Raw genomic sequence first — 16450 nt, 5'->3', positions numbered from 1 at the left:
TCAGAGCTGCCCCGTTTCTTCGGAAGAGTGGCAGGGGATTCTCGGTTGCAGAGATGGCCTTCGCTCATATGTGAGAGCAAAGCCCGCATGACAGGAGGAGTATCAGTCATGGTCACTCGAAGAGCTCTGTTCCCCATGGCAGCCGCGTTTGGCGTTGTTGCCGCGACAGCCGCCGGAAGCCTGCCCGCCCAAGCGGCAAGCGGCCCGCAGGACACCGTCAACCATGCGCTCGGCACGCTGCAGGATCTTCAGGGCGACAAGGAATTTGGCAACGCGAAGCAGCTTTTCGGCCGCGCCCAGGCGGTGCTGATCGCGCCGCGCATCTTCAAGGCAGGCTTCTTCGTGGGTGGCGAGGGCGGCCGCGCCGTCATGATGACACGGGGACCGCGCGGATGGAGCCAGCCGGCCTTCTATACCATCGCCTCGGCAAGCTTCGGCTTGCAGATCGGCGCGCAGCAATCCGAGATGATCATGTTCGTCATGAGTCAGAAGGCGCTCGCCGCGCTCATGGCCAACAAGTTCCAGTTCGGCGCCAATGCGGGGCTTGCTGTGGCGACCCTGGGTTCGACCGTCGCGGGGGCCACCACCAGCAATGTCGGGGCCGACATCATCGTCTGGGCGTCATCATCCGGCGCCTATGCCGGGATCAGCCTCGACGGCACGCTGGTGCAGCCGCAGGCCGATGCCAACAGGGCCTATTACGGTCGCCCGCTGACGCCACGAGAGATCGTGATCGCGCATGAAGGGCATAACCGGGCGGCCTGGCCGCTGGTGCACGCGATGGATCAGCTCTGACTGATCGGCGCGGACTCAGGCACCGGCAGCCGGCGGGGTTTGCCCCGCGGCCGCGAGGGCGGCAACCGTTGCCGCGTCTAGCCGACCATCGACCGTGAGACCATGCTCCGCTTGGAAAGCCCTGAGGGCGGAGCATGTTATCGGGCCGAAAGACCCGTCCACCGCCAAGGGCGGCTGCGCGCCCAGTCGGTTGAGACTTTCCTGCAGCCAGACAGCGCTTGGCAGGTCGGACCCCTGACCGGTCAAGGCCGCCTTCCAGCGGCCGAGCCAGGCCTGGCGCTGAGCGAGACCGATATAGCCGCCGTTCAGATGCAGGGTGACGCCGCTCACATCGTCATGAACGGCGAAAGGCAGGCAGCCGCAGAGCAGGAACTGGCCGACCGCACAGGCCAGGAAATGATCGGGGTGATTAGCGAGATCCGGCTCGGCGAGCAGATCGAGCCCGACCGCCTCCGACAGTCTCGCGTAATTCGCGCGCCCCGTGACCTGCGCGCCGCCGCGACCGCGATAGGTCCATCCGTCGTAACTGCCCGGCCGATTGCCGAGACGGCCGTTATAGACCTCGTTCGCGATCTGCTCCGGCCGATGCGCAAAGGCGGCTGCTTTCGAGGCATCGAACCGGCCCGGCCAGGTCGCCATCAATCCCGGCGCGGCATAGTTAAGGTTCTCGACAAGCGCCGTGCCCGCTCCGCATTCATGGCTGAATTGGGCCATGGCGTGAGCGACCCCAACCGCGGAAGCCAACCCGCTCTCGGCGAATATCTTGTCCGATGATCGAACAATTCCGTCACACAGTCCCGGGGCTTCGCTATCTCCATGCGGCCAAAGGGCCGCGAGCATGCTTTTCGTCAGCATCACGAGAGCACCTGCGATTGGTTGGGAGGGGGTCGGAAAAAGGAACAGAAAGCGTCTTTCCTATGTTATTTTTACTAACACAACCTGGACCGATGCGCAAGGGATTCGTTTCGAAGTCACATCATGAAAAGCCTGTCACGAGCAGGTTCTCCAGCTGCCCCGGGGGTTACCCTGACCGCTGAGACGGGCTAGCTTCGCGGTTGCACAAAGAGACCGAAGCCAGCCGATGATTCCCAGCCCCGTCCCCTGCCCCCTCGCCGGATCTGCCCATGGGCGTTGAGACGATCTTCACCGGCGGCCAGCTGATCCTGCCCGACCACAGCCTCTCCGGAAGCTTGGTCGTCTCTGCCGGACGGATCTCGGCGATCGACCCCGGAAGAAATGGCAGCGCGGGCGCCATCGACCTCGGCGGCGATCTGCTGATCCCCGGCGTCGTCGACCTCCATACCGATAATCTGGAGCGACAGGTGCAGCCCAGAGCCACCGCGCGCTGGCCATCCCGCTCGGCCATGATCGCTCACGACGCCCAATGCGCGGCCGCAGGCGTCACGACGGTCTTTGATTCCTTCTGCGTCGGCGACCTCGGCTTTCAGGAGGAACGCTCCCGCACCTTCGTCGAGGGCGTGGCCGATCTCGACCATCTCGCCGGGGCCGACCTCCTGAAATCGGACCACCTTTTGCATCTGCGCTGCGAACTGCCGGCCGCCGACATGGAGCCGCTCTTTCTACCTTATGCCGCGCATCCACGCCTCGCCCTCGTCAGCCTGATGGATCATTCGCCGGGCGTTGGGCAGTGGAACGACCTTGAGCAGTTCCGCGCCCTGCTTCGCCGCGACGGGCTCACCGAGGCCGAGATCGAGACAAAGCTGGTGCAGCACCAGGAAGGCCGCCTGCGCTGGCGCGACCGGAACCGGGCGCTCGTGCTGGAGCGGATGCGCGGAAGGGCCATAGCGCTCGCGAGCCACGACGACCGCACGGCAGAAGAGGTAGCCGAGAATGCGGCGGATGGAATCGGCATCGCGGAATTCCCCGTCTCCATGGAAGCGGCCGAGGCGGCGCGGCAGCACAGCATTCTGACCATCGCGGGCGCGCCGAATCTGGTGCGCGGCGGGTCCCATTCCGGCAATGTCGCCGCCGCCGACCTGCTGCGGGCCGGGCTTGTGGATGCCTTCGCGTCCGACTACGTGCCGGCAAGCCTGCTCGAAGCCGCGATTCTGGCCACTGACGTCGCCGGGATATCCCTGGCCCAGGCAGTCGCGCTCGTGACCGACCGGCCGGCGCGCATGGCCGGCCTCACCGACCGCGGGCGGCTTGAGATCGGCCTGTCCGCGGACCTTGTGCGCGTCCGGCTGCATGACGGCACGCCGATCATTCGCGGTGTCTGGCGCCGCGGGGAGCGGGTGGCGTGAGCGGCGCCACGCCCTACCGCGTCGCGGTCTATTACGCGCCTGAGGCGGCCGATCCCTTGTGGACGGCGGGGACCACCTGGCTCGGACGTGATCCGGAGAGTGGCGACGACCTCCCGCAGCCTCGGGGACTGGAGCCCGAGTTGACGGCAGAAGCGGCCAGTTACGGGCTGCACGGGACGCTGAAGCCGCCCATGCGGCTCGCTCCCGGCCGATCCTACGCGGATTTCGTCGCCGCCGCAGCGGACCTCGCCCTCAGCCTGAGGGAATTCGAAATGCCAGCATTTTCGGTGCAAATCCTGCACGGGTTTCTAGCCATCCGCGAGACGGCGCCGAGCGCCGATCTACAGGCTCTGTCGGACGTGACGGTCGCGACGCTCGATCCTTTTCGCGCGCCGCTCTCTGCGTCGGAACTCGAAAAGCGGCGGCGTCACGGTCTGAGCGCGGCGGAAGAGGCGATGCTGGCGCACTGGGGATACCCTTACGTGTTCCAGCTCTGGCGCTTCCACCTGACGCTGAGCCGACGGCTGACCGAGGCGGAGGCGGCAAAACTGCGGCCGCGAGCGGAAGACTATTTCGCACCGGCCACGGGCAAGCGCCGGACATGCCGGAGCCTTGCGCTCTTCACCCAGGAGGCGCCGGGCGTGGCGTTCCGTCTTGCCGAGCGGCTGCCCTTCGGTGGTTAGCTCGCTTTCGCCCCTGCCACGAGCTTCTGCAGATCCTCCAGGCTGACGGCACCAGGCACGAGCTGACCGCCGACCACGATTGCGGGTGTGCCGGTGACGCCGAGCGCCTGTGCCAGGGCATTGTTGGCGGCGAGACGAGAGGCGATGTCCGGGTCCTTCATGTCCCGGATGAAACGCACGGGGTCCATGCCGAGCTTGGTCGCGAGGGTGCTGAGATAAGTCTCGGTCGGCGTCTCGGCACTTCCACTCATCAGCGCGGTCTGCAGGGCGAGGTAGTGCCCCTGGCGCTGCGCCGCGAGCAGGGCCCGCGCCTCGATCACGCTATTGGGACCGAGGATCGGGATATCCTTGAAGATGACGCGCACGTCCGGGTCGCGCCGGATGAGCTCGGCGAATTCCGGGCGCATGGCGCGGCAATAGGGGCAGCGCGTGTCGTAGAATTCGACCAGCGACACGGACGCCTTCGGATTGCCCATGGAAGGGTCAGCCGCATCGTGAAAAAGCGCCTTGTTCGAGCCCGCGATCGCCTTGCTTTGGGCAGAGGCCTGGCTCGCCTGATCGTCGGCCTGGAGCGCCGCTATGGCATCCCTCAGGATCGACGGATCCTGCACCAGTTCCTGCTTGATGAGGCCGATGACCTCCGCCCGCTGCGCCGGGGTGAGGGCGTGGCCTTGGGCCGGCATGCTCTGCTGAGCGAAGCCTGAGGCTGCGGAAGCGCAGAGCGCGGCGGCGGCGATCAGCGCCGTGGAGATGGGGCGGAACAGCATGGAAAGCACTTTCACGACAGGGCTTCGTCGAAGATATGCGCGCCCGAAGATCGCGCACGCGGTTGCCGATGCATTTGAAGCCGTTTATGGCACCCATCCAGAGCATGTACCAAATCGGCACGTGACCCAATCTGGAGTGGTGCGCCTCCGCGCAAACATGATGATGGCATTTTCCTCGGTCTCGCTCACCCGGCTCTCCCAGACGACGGCGCTGCTACGGTCGACAGCCCTTCTGGCGTCAGCCGCCCTCGTCCTCAGCGGCTGCGGCTTCCTGAAGAATCCTCTCCCTGGGTCCAGCCCGAATCCGGCGGATATGCCGACGCCGGGCGTGCCCAAGCCCAACTGGTCCGGCGTGGTCATTGCCGACGAGCCGCAAGCCGCCCAGGTGGGCCGGGAGATCCTGGCCGCCGGCGGCACGGCTGCCGATGCCGCCGCCGCTGTGGGCCTTGCCCTCTCCGTGACGCTGCCGTCTCGCGCCTCGCTCGGCGGTGGCGGCGCCTGCGTCGCCTATTCGCCCTTCGTGAAAACCGATGGCGAGGCGACACCGCAGGCCTTCGTCTTCCTGCCCAAACCCGCCTCGGGCGGTGGAAGCCGCCCGGCTGCCGTGCCCATGACGGCGCGCGGCCTGATGCTGATGCAGGCGGTCTATGGCTATACCCCGATCCAGCAGCTCATCGGCCCGGCTCAGCGCCTGGCTGCCCTCGGGGTGCCGGTCTCCAAGGCCTTTGCCAAGGATCTCTCCGTCGTTGCCGGCCCGCTGCTCGCAGACCCAGCGGCGCGCGCGGTTTTCGGCAATGCCGACGGCGGTCCGCTCATCGCGGGCCAGACCATGACGCAACCTGATCTTGCCCAGACGCTGGACCGCATGCGCACCCAGGGAGTGACTGATCTCTACGAGGGTGACCTGGCCCAGCAGCTGGTTCAGGCCTCTGCCGAGGCAGGCAGCCCGATCAGCATGGCCGATCTCGACCATGCCATTCCGCAGGAGGAGCCGCCGCTTGCCGTGCGCGACAACGGCAATATCCTGATGTTCCTGCCGCCGCCGGCCGATGGCGGCCTGGCCGCCGCCGCCGCCTTCCAGCAGCTGCGCCGCAACCCGGCCGATATCGCGGCCGCCAATGCCGCCGCCCAGGCGGTCGCCACCGCCTATCGCGCCGGGGTGGACGCGGCCGATCCTTCGGCACTGCTGAGCGATGCGAACCTGTCGGCGGGACATCTGCCGCCGCTCGCCGCCTCCACCTCCTTCATCACGCTCGACGGATCTGGCGCCGCGGTCGCCTGCAGCCTGACGATGAACAATCTCTTCGGCACCGGTCGCATCGCGCCGGGAACCGGCGTACTGCTCGCAGCCTCCCCCGATCATGGTCAGGCGCCGCTGCTCTCCGCCGCACTGATCTGGAACAAGCCGACCAACTCCTTCCGCGCCGCGATCGGCGGATCGGGCCAGGAGGGGGCGCCGCTTGCGGTTGCCGTGGCAGCCGAGGATGCGCTGCGCCGGCACGGGGAGAATTTCGGCGCGACCGTGCCCGACCCGGGGCGGATCAACGCGGTGAATTGCCCCGCCCGGGTGCCGGGCGACTTCAAGAGCTGCGTCTGGGTCACCGATCCGCGGGGCGACGGCCTGGCCACCGGCCATATCGGCCAGAAGCAGTAGCAGGGAGGCCGCATGGTCCTGAAGACGGGGCGAGGCGGGGACATTCCGCCCTTCCGGGTGATGGACGTGATCGCGGCGGCAAATGCCCATGCCGCGCGCCTGGGCCCGCGCGATCCACGGGTCATCCGGATGGAGGTAGGACAGCCGGCGCTCGGCGCACCGCAAGGTGCGGTCGAGGCCGCCGCGGCCGCGCTGCGTGCGGGGCACGCCCTGGGCTATACCGAGGCCTTCGGCCTGCCAAACCTGCGCCACCGTATCGTCCGCCATTATGCGGATTGGTACGGCGCGACGGTGGACACGGCACGAATCGCTGTGACGACCGGTGCCTCCGGCGCCTTTCCCCTCGCCTTCCTTTCGGCCTTCGATCCGGGTGACCGCGTCGCCCTCGCGGCACCCTATTATCCGCCCTATGTGAATATCCTGACCGCGCTGGGCATGCAGCCGGTGATCCTCGAAACCGGAGCCGAGACGCGATTCCAGCCGACCGTCGCGATGCTCGAAGCACTCGATCCGCGGCCGCAGGGTCTGATTGTGGCGAGTCCCTGCAATCCGGCCGGGACCATGCTGCACCGGGAGGAACTGGCCGCACTTGCGCGCTGGTGCCACGATAATGGCGTGCGGCTGGTGAGCGACGAAATCTATCACGGGCTGCATTACGAGAGCCCGATTGCGACCGCGGCGGCCTTTAGCCCCTCGGCCATCGTGATCAACAGCTTCTCAAAATACTTCTCGATGACCGGCTGGCGGGTGGGCTGGATGGTGCTGCCGGAGGACCTCTGCCGGCCGGCCGAGCGGCTGGCGCAGAACCTGGCCATCAGCGCGCCGCATATTGGTCAGCTGACGGCGGCGGCCGCCTTCGACTGCACGGCCGAGTTGGAAGCCCGGCGCGCCGGCTACAAGCGCTCCCGCGATCTCCTGCTGGAGGCGCTCCCCCGCGCGGGGTTTACCCGGCTGAGCGCCGCCGAGGGCGCCTTCTACCTTTATGCCGATATCAGCGAGCGCGGCGAGCCGAGCCCCGACTTCTGTGCTCGCATGCTGGCCGAGATCAGCATCGCGTCGACGCCCGGCATCGACTTCGATGCCCGGCATGGCCAGGACTTCGTGCGCTTCAGCTACTGCGGGGGCGAGGCCGAGATTGCGGAGGCAGCCGAACGGCTGCTGCGCTGGTAGCCGCGAAGGGCAGCCTTAGCCTGTGATTGGCCGCCCTTTGTCGTTCAGCCGGCGCGGACGCGAAGGACGGCCCGGGCCGCGAGATTGATGGCCAGCACGGTGAGCATGACCAGCAGCGCCGCCGCAAAGGCCAGCGCATGGGCAGACTCGAAGGGCTGATTGATGAAGCTCCAGATCACATAGGTCAGGTAGCCGATCGGCTCGTGCGTCAGCTTGCCGTTCCAGACGTAATTCGACCAGCCGGCGGTGTAGATGAGCGGTGCTGTCTCGCCCACGGAGATGGCGAGGGACAGAAGCACGGCCGTCATCACGCCGGGAATGGCCACCGGCATCAGCACCTTGAGCACGACCTTGCGATCATTCGCACCGAGGGCATAGGCCGCTTCGCGCATCGGCACCGGGATCTGGCGCAGCACGAGTTCGGTCATCTTTGCCATGTACGGCAACACCATGATGGCGAGGGTGATGGAGGCGGCCAGCACGGAGAATTGCCAGCCGAGCCAGATCACCATGGTCACGTAAGAGAAGTAGCCGAGCACGATCGAGGGCACGCCGGTCAGCACGTCCGCCGTGAAGCGGACGGTCGACCCGAAGCGGCCATTGCCGAATTCCGCCAGATAGATGCCGGCGCCGACGCCGATCGGCACGCCGAAGATGAGCGCACCGACGGAGAGCACGAGCGTGCCGGTGATGGCATTGAGCAGGCCGCCGCCGACGCCTTGCGTGACCTGGGTAAAGAGGCTTGGCGACAGGGCGGAGATGCCGCGCACGAAGACCAGCAGGATGATGTCGGCCAGGGGGACAGCGACCAGAAGGAAGCAGATAGTGCAGAAAACCCAGCCAAGCATGCTGCGCGTGCGGCGGCCGGTCGCCGAGCGCTTGCGCGTCGCCCGGCTGAAGGGAGTAGCGATGGCCGCTTCGGTCATGACACGATTTCCGAACGCTGAACGAATGAAGACGGAACGAAACGAAGCATCAACCGCATTCCCGACCTGTCAGCCGCGGCCCCGGGTGCTGGAATGAACCAGGACACGGGCGATGATGTTGACGACGACCGTGATGACAAACAGGACGATGGCGATTTCTGCGAGCGACTGTACGGCGAGGCCGGTCTGGTCCCCTTCCGCACTGTCCAGCTGGGAGACGATGAAGGAGGCCATGGTGCTGATGGGGCTCATCAGCGACGTCGGCATGTAGTTGAGCGCGCCGCCTGAGACCATGAGGACGGCCATGGTTTCGCCGAGCGCGCGACCGAGACCGAGGATCACCGCGCCGATGATGGCAGGGCGGATCATCGGCAGCATGGTGAAGAAGACCATTTCGAACTTGGTCGTTCCCAGCGCGTAGGCCGCTTCCTTCGCCTCCTTGGGGATGCGCGTCAGCGAGTCGTAGACCGTGATGGTGATCACCGGGATGACCATGAGCGCGAGAACGAGCGAGGAGGAGAGCAGTCCGAAACCGCTGCCGCCACCCTGGGCGAAGAAGGGGATGAAATGGAAGACGGTCGCCAGCACCGGGGAGATGACGTGGGCGACCAGCGGCACGAGCACGATGATGCCCCACAGCCCGTAAACGACGCTGGGCACCACGGCGAGAAGCTCGACCACGATCGCAAAGGGCGTCCGAAGCATCGGGATGACGCCTTCCGCCAGGAAGACCGCAATACCGAGGCTGACGGGCACCGCGACGAGGAGTGCGAGGAAGGAGCTGGCGAGCGTGCCGGCGACGAAGACGAGGCAGCCATAGGTCGCGCCGACGGGCGCAAGGACGCCATGGGTCTGGATCGGATCGGCATAGAGATTGCCGAGATCCCAGGTCTTGGTCAGCAGGAAGTTGATGCCGTTGAACTTGATCGCCGGCCAGGCATAGACGACCAGGAACAGGAAGACGGAGGCGATGGCGAGCGGAATGACCGCCGCCAAAGCAAGCAATGTCATGCGAAAGAGGCCGGAGGAACTCCGGCCTGCCTTCGACGTGGACATCGGCCGGGGGAGCCCGGCCGATGTCTTCGGTGTTAGGGTTTGGCTCATCCGATCAGGACGAGATGGTGGCAATCCGGGCCTTGCTCTGGGCGCGGATCTTGTCGGGGAGAGCCACGAAATGCACCTTGCTCATATAGTCGCCGGTGCTGCCGCCGTTCGGGTCGATCGCCCAATCGAGCAGGGTCTTGATCGCCTTGGCGAGGGCCGCGTTCGGCTGCTTCTGGTCAACAATGGCATATTCGTAGTTGATGATCGGGTAGGCAAGATCACCATCGGCGAAGATCAGGCTGATGCGCTGGTCGGCCGGGGTCGCGTCGATCAGGCCGGAAGCTGCGGCCGAGATGGTCTGCGGGTTGGGCAGCACGAACTTGCCGGCTTTGTTGCCGAGCATCGCGACACCGAGACCGGCCTTCTGGATCTGGGCCAGGAAGCTCACGCCGACATAGGAGATCGAATAGGGGTTCTGAGTGGTCGTCTGCACCATGCCCGGGTTGCCGATGGCGCCGATGCCGCCCTGGACCGAGGGCCAGCTGACGGTCGTGCCATAGGCGACGCTGCTCGCCCATTCCGGGGTCGACTTCGTCAGGAACTGGGTGAAGATGAACGTGTCGCCGCTGCCATCGGTGCGGTGAATCGGCAGAATCTTCTTGGCCGGCAGATCGACGCCCGGATTGATGCCGGCGATCGCCTTGTCGTTCCACATGGTGATTTTGCCGCTGTAGATGCCTGCGAGAACCGGACCGGTCAGGTTCAGGTTCTTATCGTTCAGGCCGGGCAGATTGTAGATCACGTTCTGGGCGGAGATCGCGAGCGGGATGTTCATCATGCTCGGGTTCTTCTTGACCTGCGGGCCCGCCATATAGGCGTCGGACGCACCGATCTGCGCAATACCGGCGATCGCCTGGGCGATGCCCGTGCCGCTACCCGTGCTCTGGGTGGTGATGCGAACGCTCGGATCGACCTTGCCGAAACCGTCAACCCACAGGTTGAACAGCGGGTAGAGAAGGCTGGAACCCGTCTCGAGAATAGTCACCTCCGCCGCATGCGCCGCACCGACAACCCCGGGAAGGGCAAGGCCCACCGCCGCAAGGCTGACGGACTTCAGAAATTGAGCGCGCGTAAGGCGCGGAACGAGGGTACCATCGGACATGAGATTCTCCAGGCCTGATTGAAGGCGACCGGCTGGCCGCTTGCGGAGCGCGTTTACGAGGGCATAGCCGTGAGTGGAATGACAGTCGTGTTGCACTTTGGTGACATCGACAACGTGAGCGACGCGCCGAGGCTGGCCCAGACCCGCTGACGCAATGCAAAAACGCGTGATTTTGAAAAGCGTTACAGGGTAGAGTTCATCCTTGCTGACATGGCAATACGGTCGTTTCGACCTCAATCTTGCCGAGGCGCGATTGGGACCTGTGACCGTGTGCCCAGGCTGCAGCATGGGCGAGGAGAGCGGATTGTGACAGATAAGGCGCCGAGGCTTGCACCTCGGACCCGTCGCGGAAAAGGATTATCCATGCTGCCTGAGCTGGCATCACCCCCGATCGCAGGCCTTCCCCATCAGCCGGAGCTTCGGCTGCTGCTCGCCGATCTCGATATCCAGGTCGCGGCTGAGGTTTCGGAGGCTTTTGTCCTTCAGGCGGGGCGAATCCTGCTCGGGGCGCCGGTGCTGGCGCCCTCCAATGAAACGCTGTTCCATCTGCGCCATGCGATGGAACTTGCGTGGCTTGCGACGACAGCAAGGCCTGCGCTCGCGGGGCTGGCGGCCGCACGCTGCGCCGCCCTTGCCATTGTTCTCGAAACCTATGGCTCGGCCGGCGCCACCCTGCCCGGCTGGATCGCGCCGCTGACCGGATACGCGGCCCCCGACCTCAGCATCGCCCGGCGCATCTGGGCGAAGCTGGCCGTCCACCAGCCTGAGGCGCCGGACGCGATGCTGAGCGCACAGGACCACGCACGGCTGGTTGATGCCTGGGCCATCCTCGGCCCGACTGAATGGCTGATGGAACAGGGCGGCGATGCTCGGCTCGGGGTCGATCCCTTCACCGGGCTCAATGGCTATGGCTGCAGCCACCGGCCGCGCCCCTGGGCGGTGACCTTCGCGTCTTCCACCGCCTCCTCCTGTTCCGAGCGCGGCTATCTGGGCGCGGAGATGGCGCGGCGACGGATGATCCGCGCCAGCTTCGCACAAACAGCTGACAGCGCGATCGTCCAGGAAGCCGCCTATATCCGGGCTGGACTTGCGCAGCATTTCGACCTTCCCGCTGACACCGCCATCGTACTCGCCCCCTCCGGCACCGATGCCGAGCTCATGGCGCTGGCTCTTGCCGAGGCGGCGGAAGAGCGGCCCATCACCAACATCCTCCTTGCTCCGGAAGAAACGGGAAGCGGGGTTCCACTGGCGGCCCGCGGGCGGCATTTCGCCGTCGACACCGCCCGTGGCCTGCCCGTCGCGAAGGGCGACGTCGTGCCCGGCTACCGGGAGGATACGGAACTCGTCCCCATCGCCGTGCGAGGCGCTGACGGCAGCGTCCGGTCGCCGGTCGAGGTCGACCGGGACTGCGTAGCCGCGGTGGAGGTCGCGATTGCCGCCGGGCGCAGACCGATCCTGCATATTCTGGACGTTTCGAAGACCGGACTTCGGGCGCCAAGCCGCAGCTGTGCGGCGGCGCTCGGGGCGCGCTTTGCGGGCCGTATGGACGTCATCGTCGACGCCTGCCAGGCGCGGCTCAATCCCGGGACCATCCGGGACTATGTCGGACGTGGCTGGATGGTGCTGATGACGGGGTCGAAGTTTTTCACCGGCCCGCCGTTCGCGGGTGCTCTGCTGGCACCCGGCGCGGTGGCCCATCGCCTGGCCGCCGGCCCCCTGCCCGCGGGACTCAGTCTCTATTGCGGCAGCGCCGAATGGCCGAGTGATCTGGCCGGCACGGATTGCCTGCGCGCAGATGACGGCCGCCCCGGCGGCAATTTCGGCCTGATGATGCGATGGCAGGCGGCCCTGGCCGAGATGCAGGCCTTCGCCGAAGTGCCTCGAACCCGGCGTCGCAGCGTGCTGCATCGCTTCGTGGGCCATGTCGAAGAGTGTATCGCCCGGACGGACGGTCTTACCACCGTCACCCTGCAGGAGGCGGAGGTCGATCCCGAGGAATGGGATTTGACGGCGACGATCCGTTGCTTCGCACTGAGCCGCATGGAGCCCGACGCTGACGGACAGCCGGCCAAAAGCGCGCCGTTCCTGGATTTGGCCGAGGCGCGGAAAGTCTACATCTGGCTGAATGCGGATCTTGGGCCGGCGCTCGCGGCCCTGGTGCCTGCCGAGGACCACGCGACACTCAGCCGGCGATGCCATATCGGCCAGCCCGTTGCAGTGACGATCGATGCTGTTCCGGCTGCGGCGCTGCGGGTTTCGGCCGGGGCTCGGCTGGTCTCGGGCGAGCCCTCTCACGCTCATCTCGATCCGGACGAGAGGCTGGAACGGGAACTGAGCGACGCCACCCTGCTGTTTCGCAAGGTAGCGCTCATCCTCAAGCATTTCGACCATCTCTCGACCGTCAATCCGCGGCCGAGCTACGCCTGAGCCGGCATCGGGTCCCGCAGGCCACAGGGGCCCGCGGAACGGCTTTCGGGGTCAGGCCGAGAAGATTTTATGGTCGAAGCCGGCAAGGGTGACGGTTGTGCCGTCGCTGAGCGTGATGACGTCGCCTATGCTGCCGACATGCTCCACCGGAAGATTGGTGGCCGAATAGCCGTAGCCCGCGAAGCCGATGTTATCCGCGGCATTGAAGCCGATGATGACCTCGGACCCACCGGCATGGCCCAGCACGAAGAGAAAGCTGTCATGGCCGGTGCCGGCGGTGATGGTGGAGGCACCGCTGCCGCCGATGACGCTGTCCGCCCCGGCGCCCAAAATGGCAACGAGCGTGCCCGAATTGCCCAGCGGGTTGGTGGCGATCGTCTCGGGCCCGGTACTGTGGCTCATGTCGATTCCCGTGATGCCGGATTGGCCAGCGACCGCCAGGCTGTTGCTCCCCGTGACATGCATGATGCTGACGCCGGTACCCCCGACAAGCGTAGAATTGGCGCCCGAGGCGGTGCCGACGAAGCCACCGGCACCGCCTGTGATGGAACTATTGGCGCCACTGGCCGTGAACTGGGTGACACCCGAGTCTGCCCCGAAAATGGTGGTGGCCGCCGCTCCGGCGGAGATCGTGTCGTTTGGCGCGGCGAAGACGGCGGTGGACGTTGTCGTTGTAATGGCATTGCCGCCAGCCGTTGTATCGGCAACCACGCTGGCCCCGGACACGGTGATAGCGGAATTGGTGGAGCTAACCACCAATGGACCCGAGGTCGTGGCTACGCCGCTGCCGCTGAAGACCGTATAGGTGGTGCCGGAGGGAAAGAGGGTTGCAAAGGCAGCTTCGGCGCCGCTCGCCCCAGTGAATTGCGCAGGGGTCGTGCCGCCCCCGACGGTCGTCGATTCGCTCATGCTCTCAGATCCCTGACGTGAACAGATTTCTCGGTAGGTCGGAACGCTGCAACGAGCGTCCCCGGCAGTCAGCTAATGGAATAAGGATGATCATTTCGTTAACTGATCGCCACAAAAATCGCAAGCCGATTTCGTCCGGCTCTCAGCCGAACTTTGAAAGCATTTGCGCGTGACGGCAATCTCGAAATAGAGGGCCGGCCGCGCTTCGCGTTGTATCAACGACTTGATAGATAAACCTCCGCCGCATTCGGCGAGCCCACCGCCTCCTTTTGTCCGGCAAATTGGAAAGAGCCGGAAACCCTATCAAAACAATAATTCAGTTGGCCCACCTTAACGTTGTGGGTCAGGACCTCCGCCGCACGCCCGACTGTTCCTGCACCACCAGAATACGGCGCGCCAAACGCAGCAATTCGGCCCGTCCGGCATCCTGAATCTGGCGGTAAAGATTAAGGAGAGCCCGTTCGTCCGCCGTCTCGGCACCTGATTCGATACCATAACTCTCCCCGGTCAGGAGATAGCCGATGGAGACCCCGAGGACCGCCGCAACCCGCGCCAGATTGGCGCGCACCTGACCCGTCCGGTCCGTCTCCCATTGCGCGATCGCGCTGCGGGAGACACCGATCCGCCGGGCAAGCTCCTCCTGCGTCAGACCCAGACTGCGGCGACTCTCCCGGATGCGGGCCGCGACACCTTCCAGTGCCGCCTGCCCGTCTGCCGCCGGATGGCCGGGCTTCACGCCCGGCCCCTCCAAAGCCGCTCTTCTTGCCAAGTTTCGCTTGCCCAAATTAGTTAGTTATAATAACATTTCTGAATCGAACCGACGACACCCCCGGCCGCCCGTCTCCGTGACGCGAAAGAAGTTCACCGACGGTAGCTGAGGCTTCAGCCGCTTCTCAAGCGCGATCTGGAGGCCAAAGGGGAAACACCGCCGCCCCCCTTCTCCCATGTTTCAGCCTGCGATCTCAAGGAAAGTCCATGTCCAATTCGACTCATGTCACGCGACGTGTGGCCCGCTCAACGAAAGCGGGCAAAGGCCCGGATCTGTCGCCCGCCTGCGAAAGCGTCGTCGCCTGCCTGGAGGAAGCGGGAGCGACCCTCCTGTCGCTGCCGCCAAGCGGCTTCTCCCCCCGCTTGCGCACGGCCACCCTGCCCGTTCTGCGCGAAGCCGCCGAAGCCTATGGCTGGTCGACCGCCGAAATCCGCCCGCCCATGCCCTCCGCCGCGCGGATCAGTCGCATGGACCACGCCATGAGCTTTCTCGGCCTTATCCCCCAAGACCGCTTCGTCCTGCGTCGGATCGTGGGCTGCCGCGCGCTCGTCCACCCCGTCAGCGGCCGCCATCTCTTCTCCTGGCGACGCCTGGGCGAATTGCTCGGCGCAGACCACAAGGCGGTCCAGCGCTGGCATGCGGAGGGCATCCGCCTCATCGTCTCCACCCTGCGCCGGCAGGCCGAGGAGGCCGAGCCATCGCGGCTGCCGACACCTCCCGTCTCATCCGGAATGCAGACCCTGCAGGGGCCAGAGAAGCGGGGTCGCTTGACCCCGCCACGGGGGGCCGGTAGCAGCCACTAGGGATTTCATAGGACTTGCCGGAACCGTGACCGTCGCCACCTCCGCCCTCTATCTGGCCGACCTCATGTCGCGCATGACGGGCTTGGGGCGACGCCCCTTCAATGCCGAGTCCCTTCTCAAGGAAGCCCTGGCCGGTTCTCCGGCGACGACCCTCGGCCCGGACTTCGGCCCGAGCCAGTTCATGGAAGGGCTCGTCATCCTTTTGAGCGCGCTCGAGAGCGAGGCCAATCTCTCGCTCTTCGGCCGCCTCGCGGTCCGCTACGACACCATCCGCTGCATGCGCAATCTAATCCGGATGAGCCGGGAGGAGACGCGCGAGCCGAGCATCGTGGCGACGCCGATCCGCCGGCCGCTGATCGTGACCGGTCTACCCCGCAGCGGCACAACCTTCCTGCACCGGCTGCTGGACTGCGACCCGCGCACCCGCAGCCCGAGCGTTTGGCAGACCATGGCCCCCTACCCGCCTGAGCATGGCCCCGACCGCCGGATCGAGAAGACGGAACGCGACCTGCGCGCTTTCGCCCGCTTCGCACCGGGATTTCGGGACGTCCATCCGCTGACGGCTCGCATGCCTCAGGAATGCACCGAGATCACGGCCCAAGTCTTCCAGTCCCTCCGCTTTGATACGACCTATCGCATTCCGACCTACCTCACCTGGCAGGACGCCCAGGGGCACAACCTCGCCTACCGCTTCCACAAGCGCTTCCTGCAGCATCTTCAGCACCAAAGCGGGGACGATCCGGATGCGGTGCAATGGGTGCTGAAATGCCCGGACCATGTCTTCGCGCTCGACGCGATCCGCATGGTCTATCCCGATGCCCGCATCGTCTTCGTGCATCGCGACCCGCTGAAGGTCCTGCCCTCCGTCGCCAGACTCACCGAAATCCTGCGCCAGCCCTTCACCAGCGAACAGGACAAACCCGAGATCGGCGCCCAGGTGACCGGTCGCTGGCACCAGGGCGTGGAGGCGATGATGGCAGCAGCCGACACCAACGGCGGGGCCGTCGGCATCGGCGGCAATATCTGCCATATCCACTATCGCGACCTGACGGCCGATCCGCTCGGCGCTATCAACGG

Annotated in this window: 15 protein-coding genes; 8 read left to right on the top strand and 7 right to left on the bottom strand. The window is 65.9% G+C overall.

Going from position 1 to position 16450, the window contains the following annotated elements; all coding sequences use genetic code 11:
* The first annotated feature begins 135 nt into the window (after positions 1–135).
* Positions 136–795, top strand: a complete 660-nt coding sequence (locus VL752_RS17010) for a lipid-binding SYLF domain-containing protein (protein WP_325357054.1) — start codon at positions 136–138, stop codon at positions 793–795.
* Between the two features lie 15 nt (positions 796–810).
* Here VL752_RS17010 and VL752_RS17005 read toward each other — a convergent pair whose 3' ends face one another.
* The gene (locus VL752_RS17005) at positions 811–1509 is read right to left on the bottom strand and encodes a peptidoglycan-binding protein (RefSeq protein ID WP_325357053.1); all 699 of its coding nucleotides are present in this window, start codon (positions 1507–1509) and stop codon (positions 811–813) included.
* 410 nt (positions 1510–1919) lie between these two features.
* Here VL752_RS17005 and VL752_RS17000 point away from each other — a divergent pair, with 410 nt between their 5' ends.
* Both VL752_RS17000 and VL752_RS16995 read left to right on the top strand, forming a co-directional pair.
* Positions 1920–3059, top strand: a complete 1140-nt coding sequence (locus VL752_RS17000) for an alpha-D-ribose 1-methylphosphonate 5-triphosphate diphosphatase (protein WP_325357052.1) — start codon at positions 1920–1922, stop codon at positions 3057–3059.
* Positions 3056–3742: a DUF1045 domain-containing protein gene (locus tag VL752_RS16995; protein WP_325357051.1), complete on the top strand. Its 687-nt coding sequence runs from the start codon at positions 3056–3058 to the stop codon at positions 3740–3742. Before VL752_RS17000 ends, VL752_RS16995 begins: the two co-directional genes overlap by 4 nt.
* Here the strand turns inward: VL752_RS16995 and VL752_RS16990 are convergent.
* Positions 3739–4524, bottom strand: a complete 786-nt coding sequence (locus VL752_RS16990; RefSeq protein ID WP_325357050.1) for a DsbA family protein — start codon at positions 4522–4524, stop codon at positions 3739–3741. The two genes, VL752_RS16995 and VL752_RS16990, sit on opposite strands and share 4 nt — an antisense overlap.
* A 106-nt stretch (positions 4525–4630) precedes the next feature.
* On the opposite strand from VL752_RS16990, the gene VL752_RS16985 reads away from it, so the two are divergent.
* Positions 4631–6163, top strand: coding sequence for a gamma-glutamyltransferase (locus VL752_RS16985; RefSeq protein WP_325357049.1), 1533 nt, complete (start codon positions 4631–4633; stop codon positions 6161–6163).
* A gap of 12 nt (positions 6164–6175) precedes the next feature.
* Complete coding sequence (locus VL752_RS16980) at positions 6176–7333, top strand: pyridoxal phosphate-dependent aminotransferase (protein WP_325357048.1); 1158 nt, start codon at positions 6176–6178, stop codon at positions 7331–7333.
* Positions 7334–7377: 44 nt separating this feature from the next.
* Here VL752_RS16980 and pstA read toward each other — a convergent pair whose 3' ends face one another.
* The 3 genes from pstA to pstS all read right to left on the bottom strand — a co-directional run bounded on the left by pstA (position 7378) and on the right by pstS (position 10465).
* Positions 7378–8259 (bottom strand): phosphate ABC transporter permease PstA, encoded by an 882-nt coding sequence (gene pstA / locus VL752_RS16975; RefSeq protein ID WP_325357047.1) that lies wholly within the window; start codon positions 8257–8259, stop codon positions 7378–7380.
* A 69-nt stretch (positions 8260–8328) separates the two neighbouring features.
* On the bottom strand, positions 8329–9315 hold the full coding sequence (gene pstC, locus VL752_RS16970) for a phosphate ABC transporter permease subunit PstC (protein WP_325357046.1): 987 nt from the start codon (positions 9313–9315) through the stop codon (positions 8329–8331).
* A gap of 52 nt (positions 9316–9367) precedes the next feature.
* The gene (gene pstS / locus VL752_RS16965; protein ID WP_325357045.1) at positions 9368–10465 is read right to left on the bottom strand and encodes a phosphate ABC transporter substrate-binding protein PstS; all 1098 of its coding nucleotides are present in this window, start codon (positions 10463–10465) and stop codon (positions 9368–9370) included.
* A gap of 363 nt (positions 10466–10828) precedes the next feature.
* On the opposite strand from pstS, the gene VL752_RS16960 reads away from it, so the two are divergent.
* Positions 10829–12892: a hypothetical protein gene (locus tag VL752_RS16960; RefSeq protein ID WP_325357044.1), complete on the top strand. Its 2064-nt coding sequence runs from the start codon at positions 10829–10831 to the stop codon at positions 12890–12892.
* 51 nt (positions 12893–12943) lie between these two features.
* On the opposite strand, the gene VL752_RS16955 is transcribed toward VL752_RS16960, so the two are convergent.
* Positions 12944–13801, bottom strand: a complete 858-nt coding sequence (locus tag VL752_RS16955) for a hypothetical protein (RefSeq protein WP_325357043.1) — start codon at positions 13799–13801, stop codon at positions 12944–12946.
* A 343-nt stretch (positions 13802–14144) separates the two neighbouring features.
* Complete coding sequence (locus VL752_RS16950; RefSeq protein WP_325357042.1) at positions 14145–14537, bottom strand: helix-turn-helix domain-containing protein; 393 nt, start codon at positions 14535–14537, stop codon at positions 14145–14147.
* Between the two features lie 239 nt (positions 14538–14776).
* Here VL752_RS16950 and VL752_RS16945 point away from each other — a divergent pair, with 239 nt between their 5' ends.
* Positions 14777–15373 (top strand): DUF6362 family protein, encoded by a 597-nt coding sequence (locus tag VL752_RS16945; RefSeq protein WP_325357041.1) that lies wholly within the window; start codon positions 14777–14779, stop codon positions 15371–15373.
* Between the two features lie 25 nt (positions 15374–15398).
* The coding region (locus VL752_RS16940; RefSeq protein WP_325357040.1) for a sulfotransferase family protein at positions 15399–16450 on the top strand (1052 nt) is incomplete at its 3' end.

It is taken from the genome of Acidisoma sp. (genome assembly GCF_035492295.1).
Lineage (GTDB): Bacteria > Pseudomonadota > Alphaproteobacteria > Acetobacterales > Acetobacteraceae > Acidisoma.
This window is presented reverse-complemented; position numbering and strand designations above follow the sequence as displayed.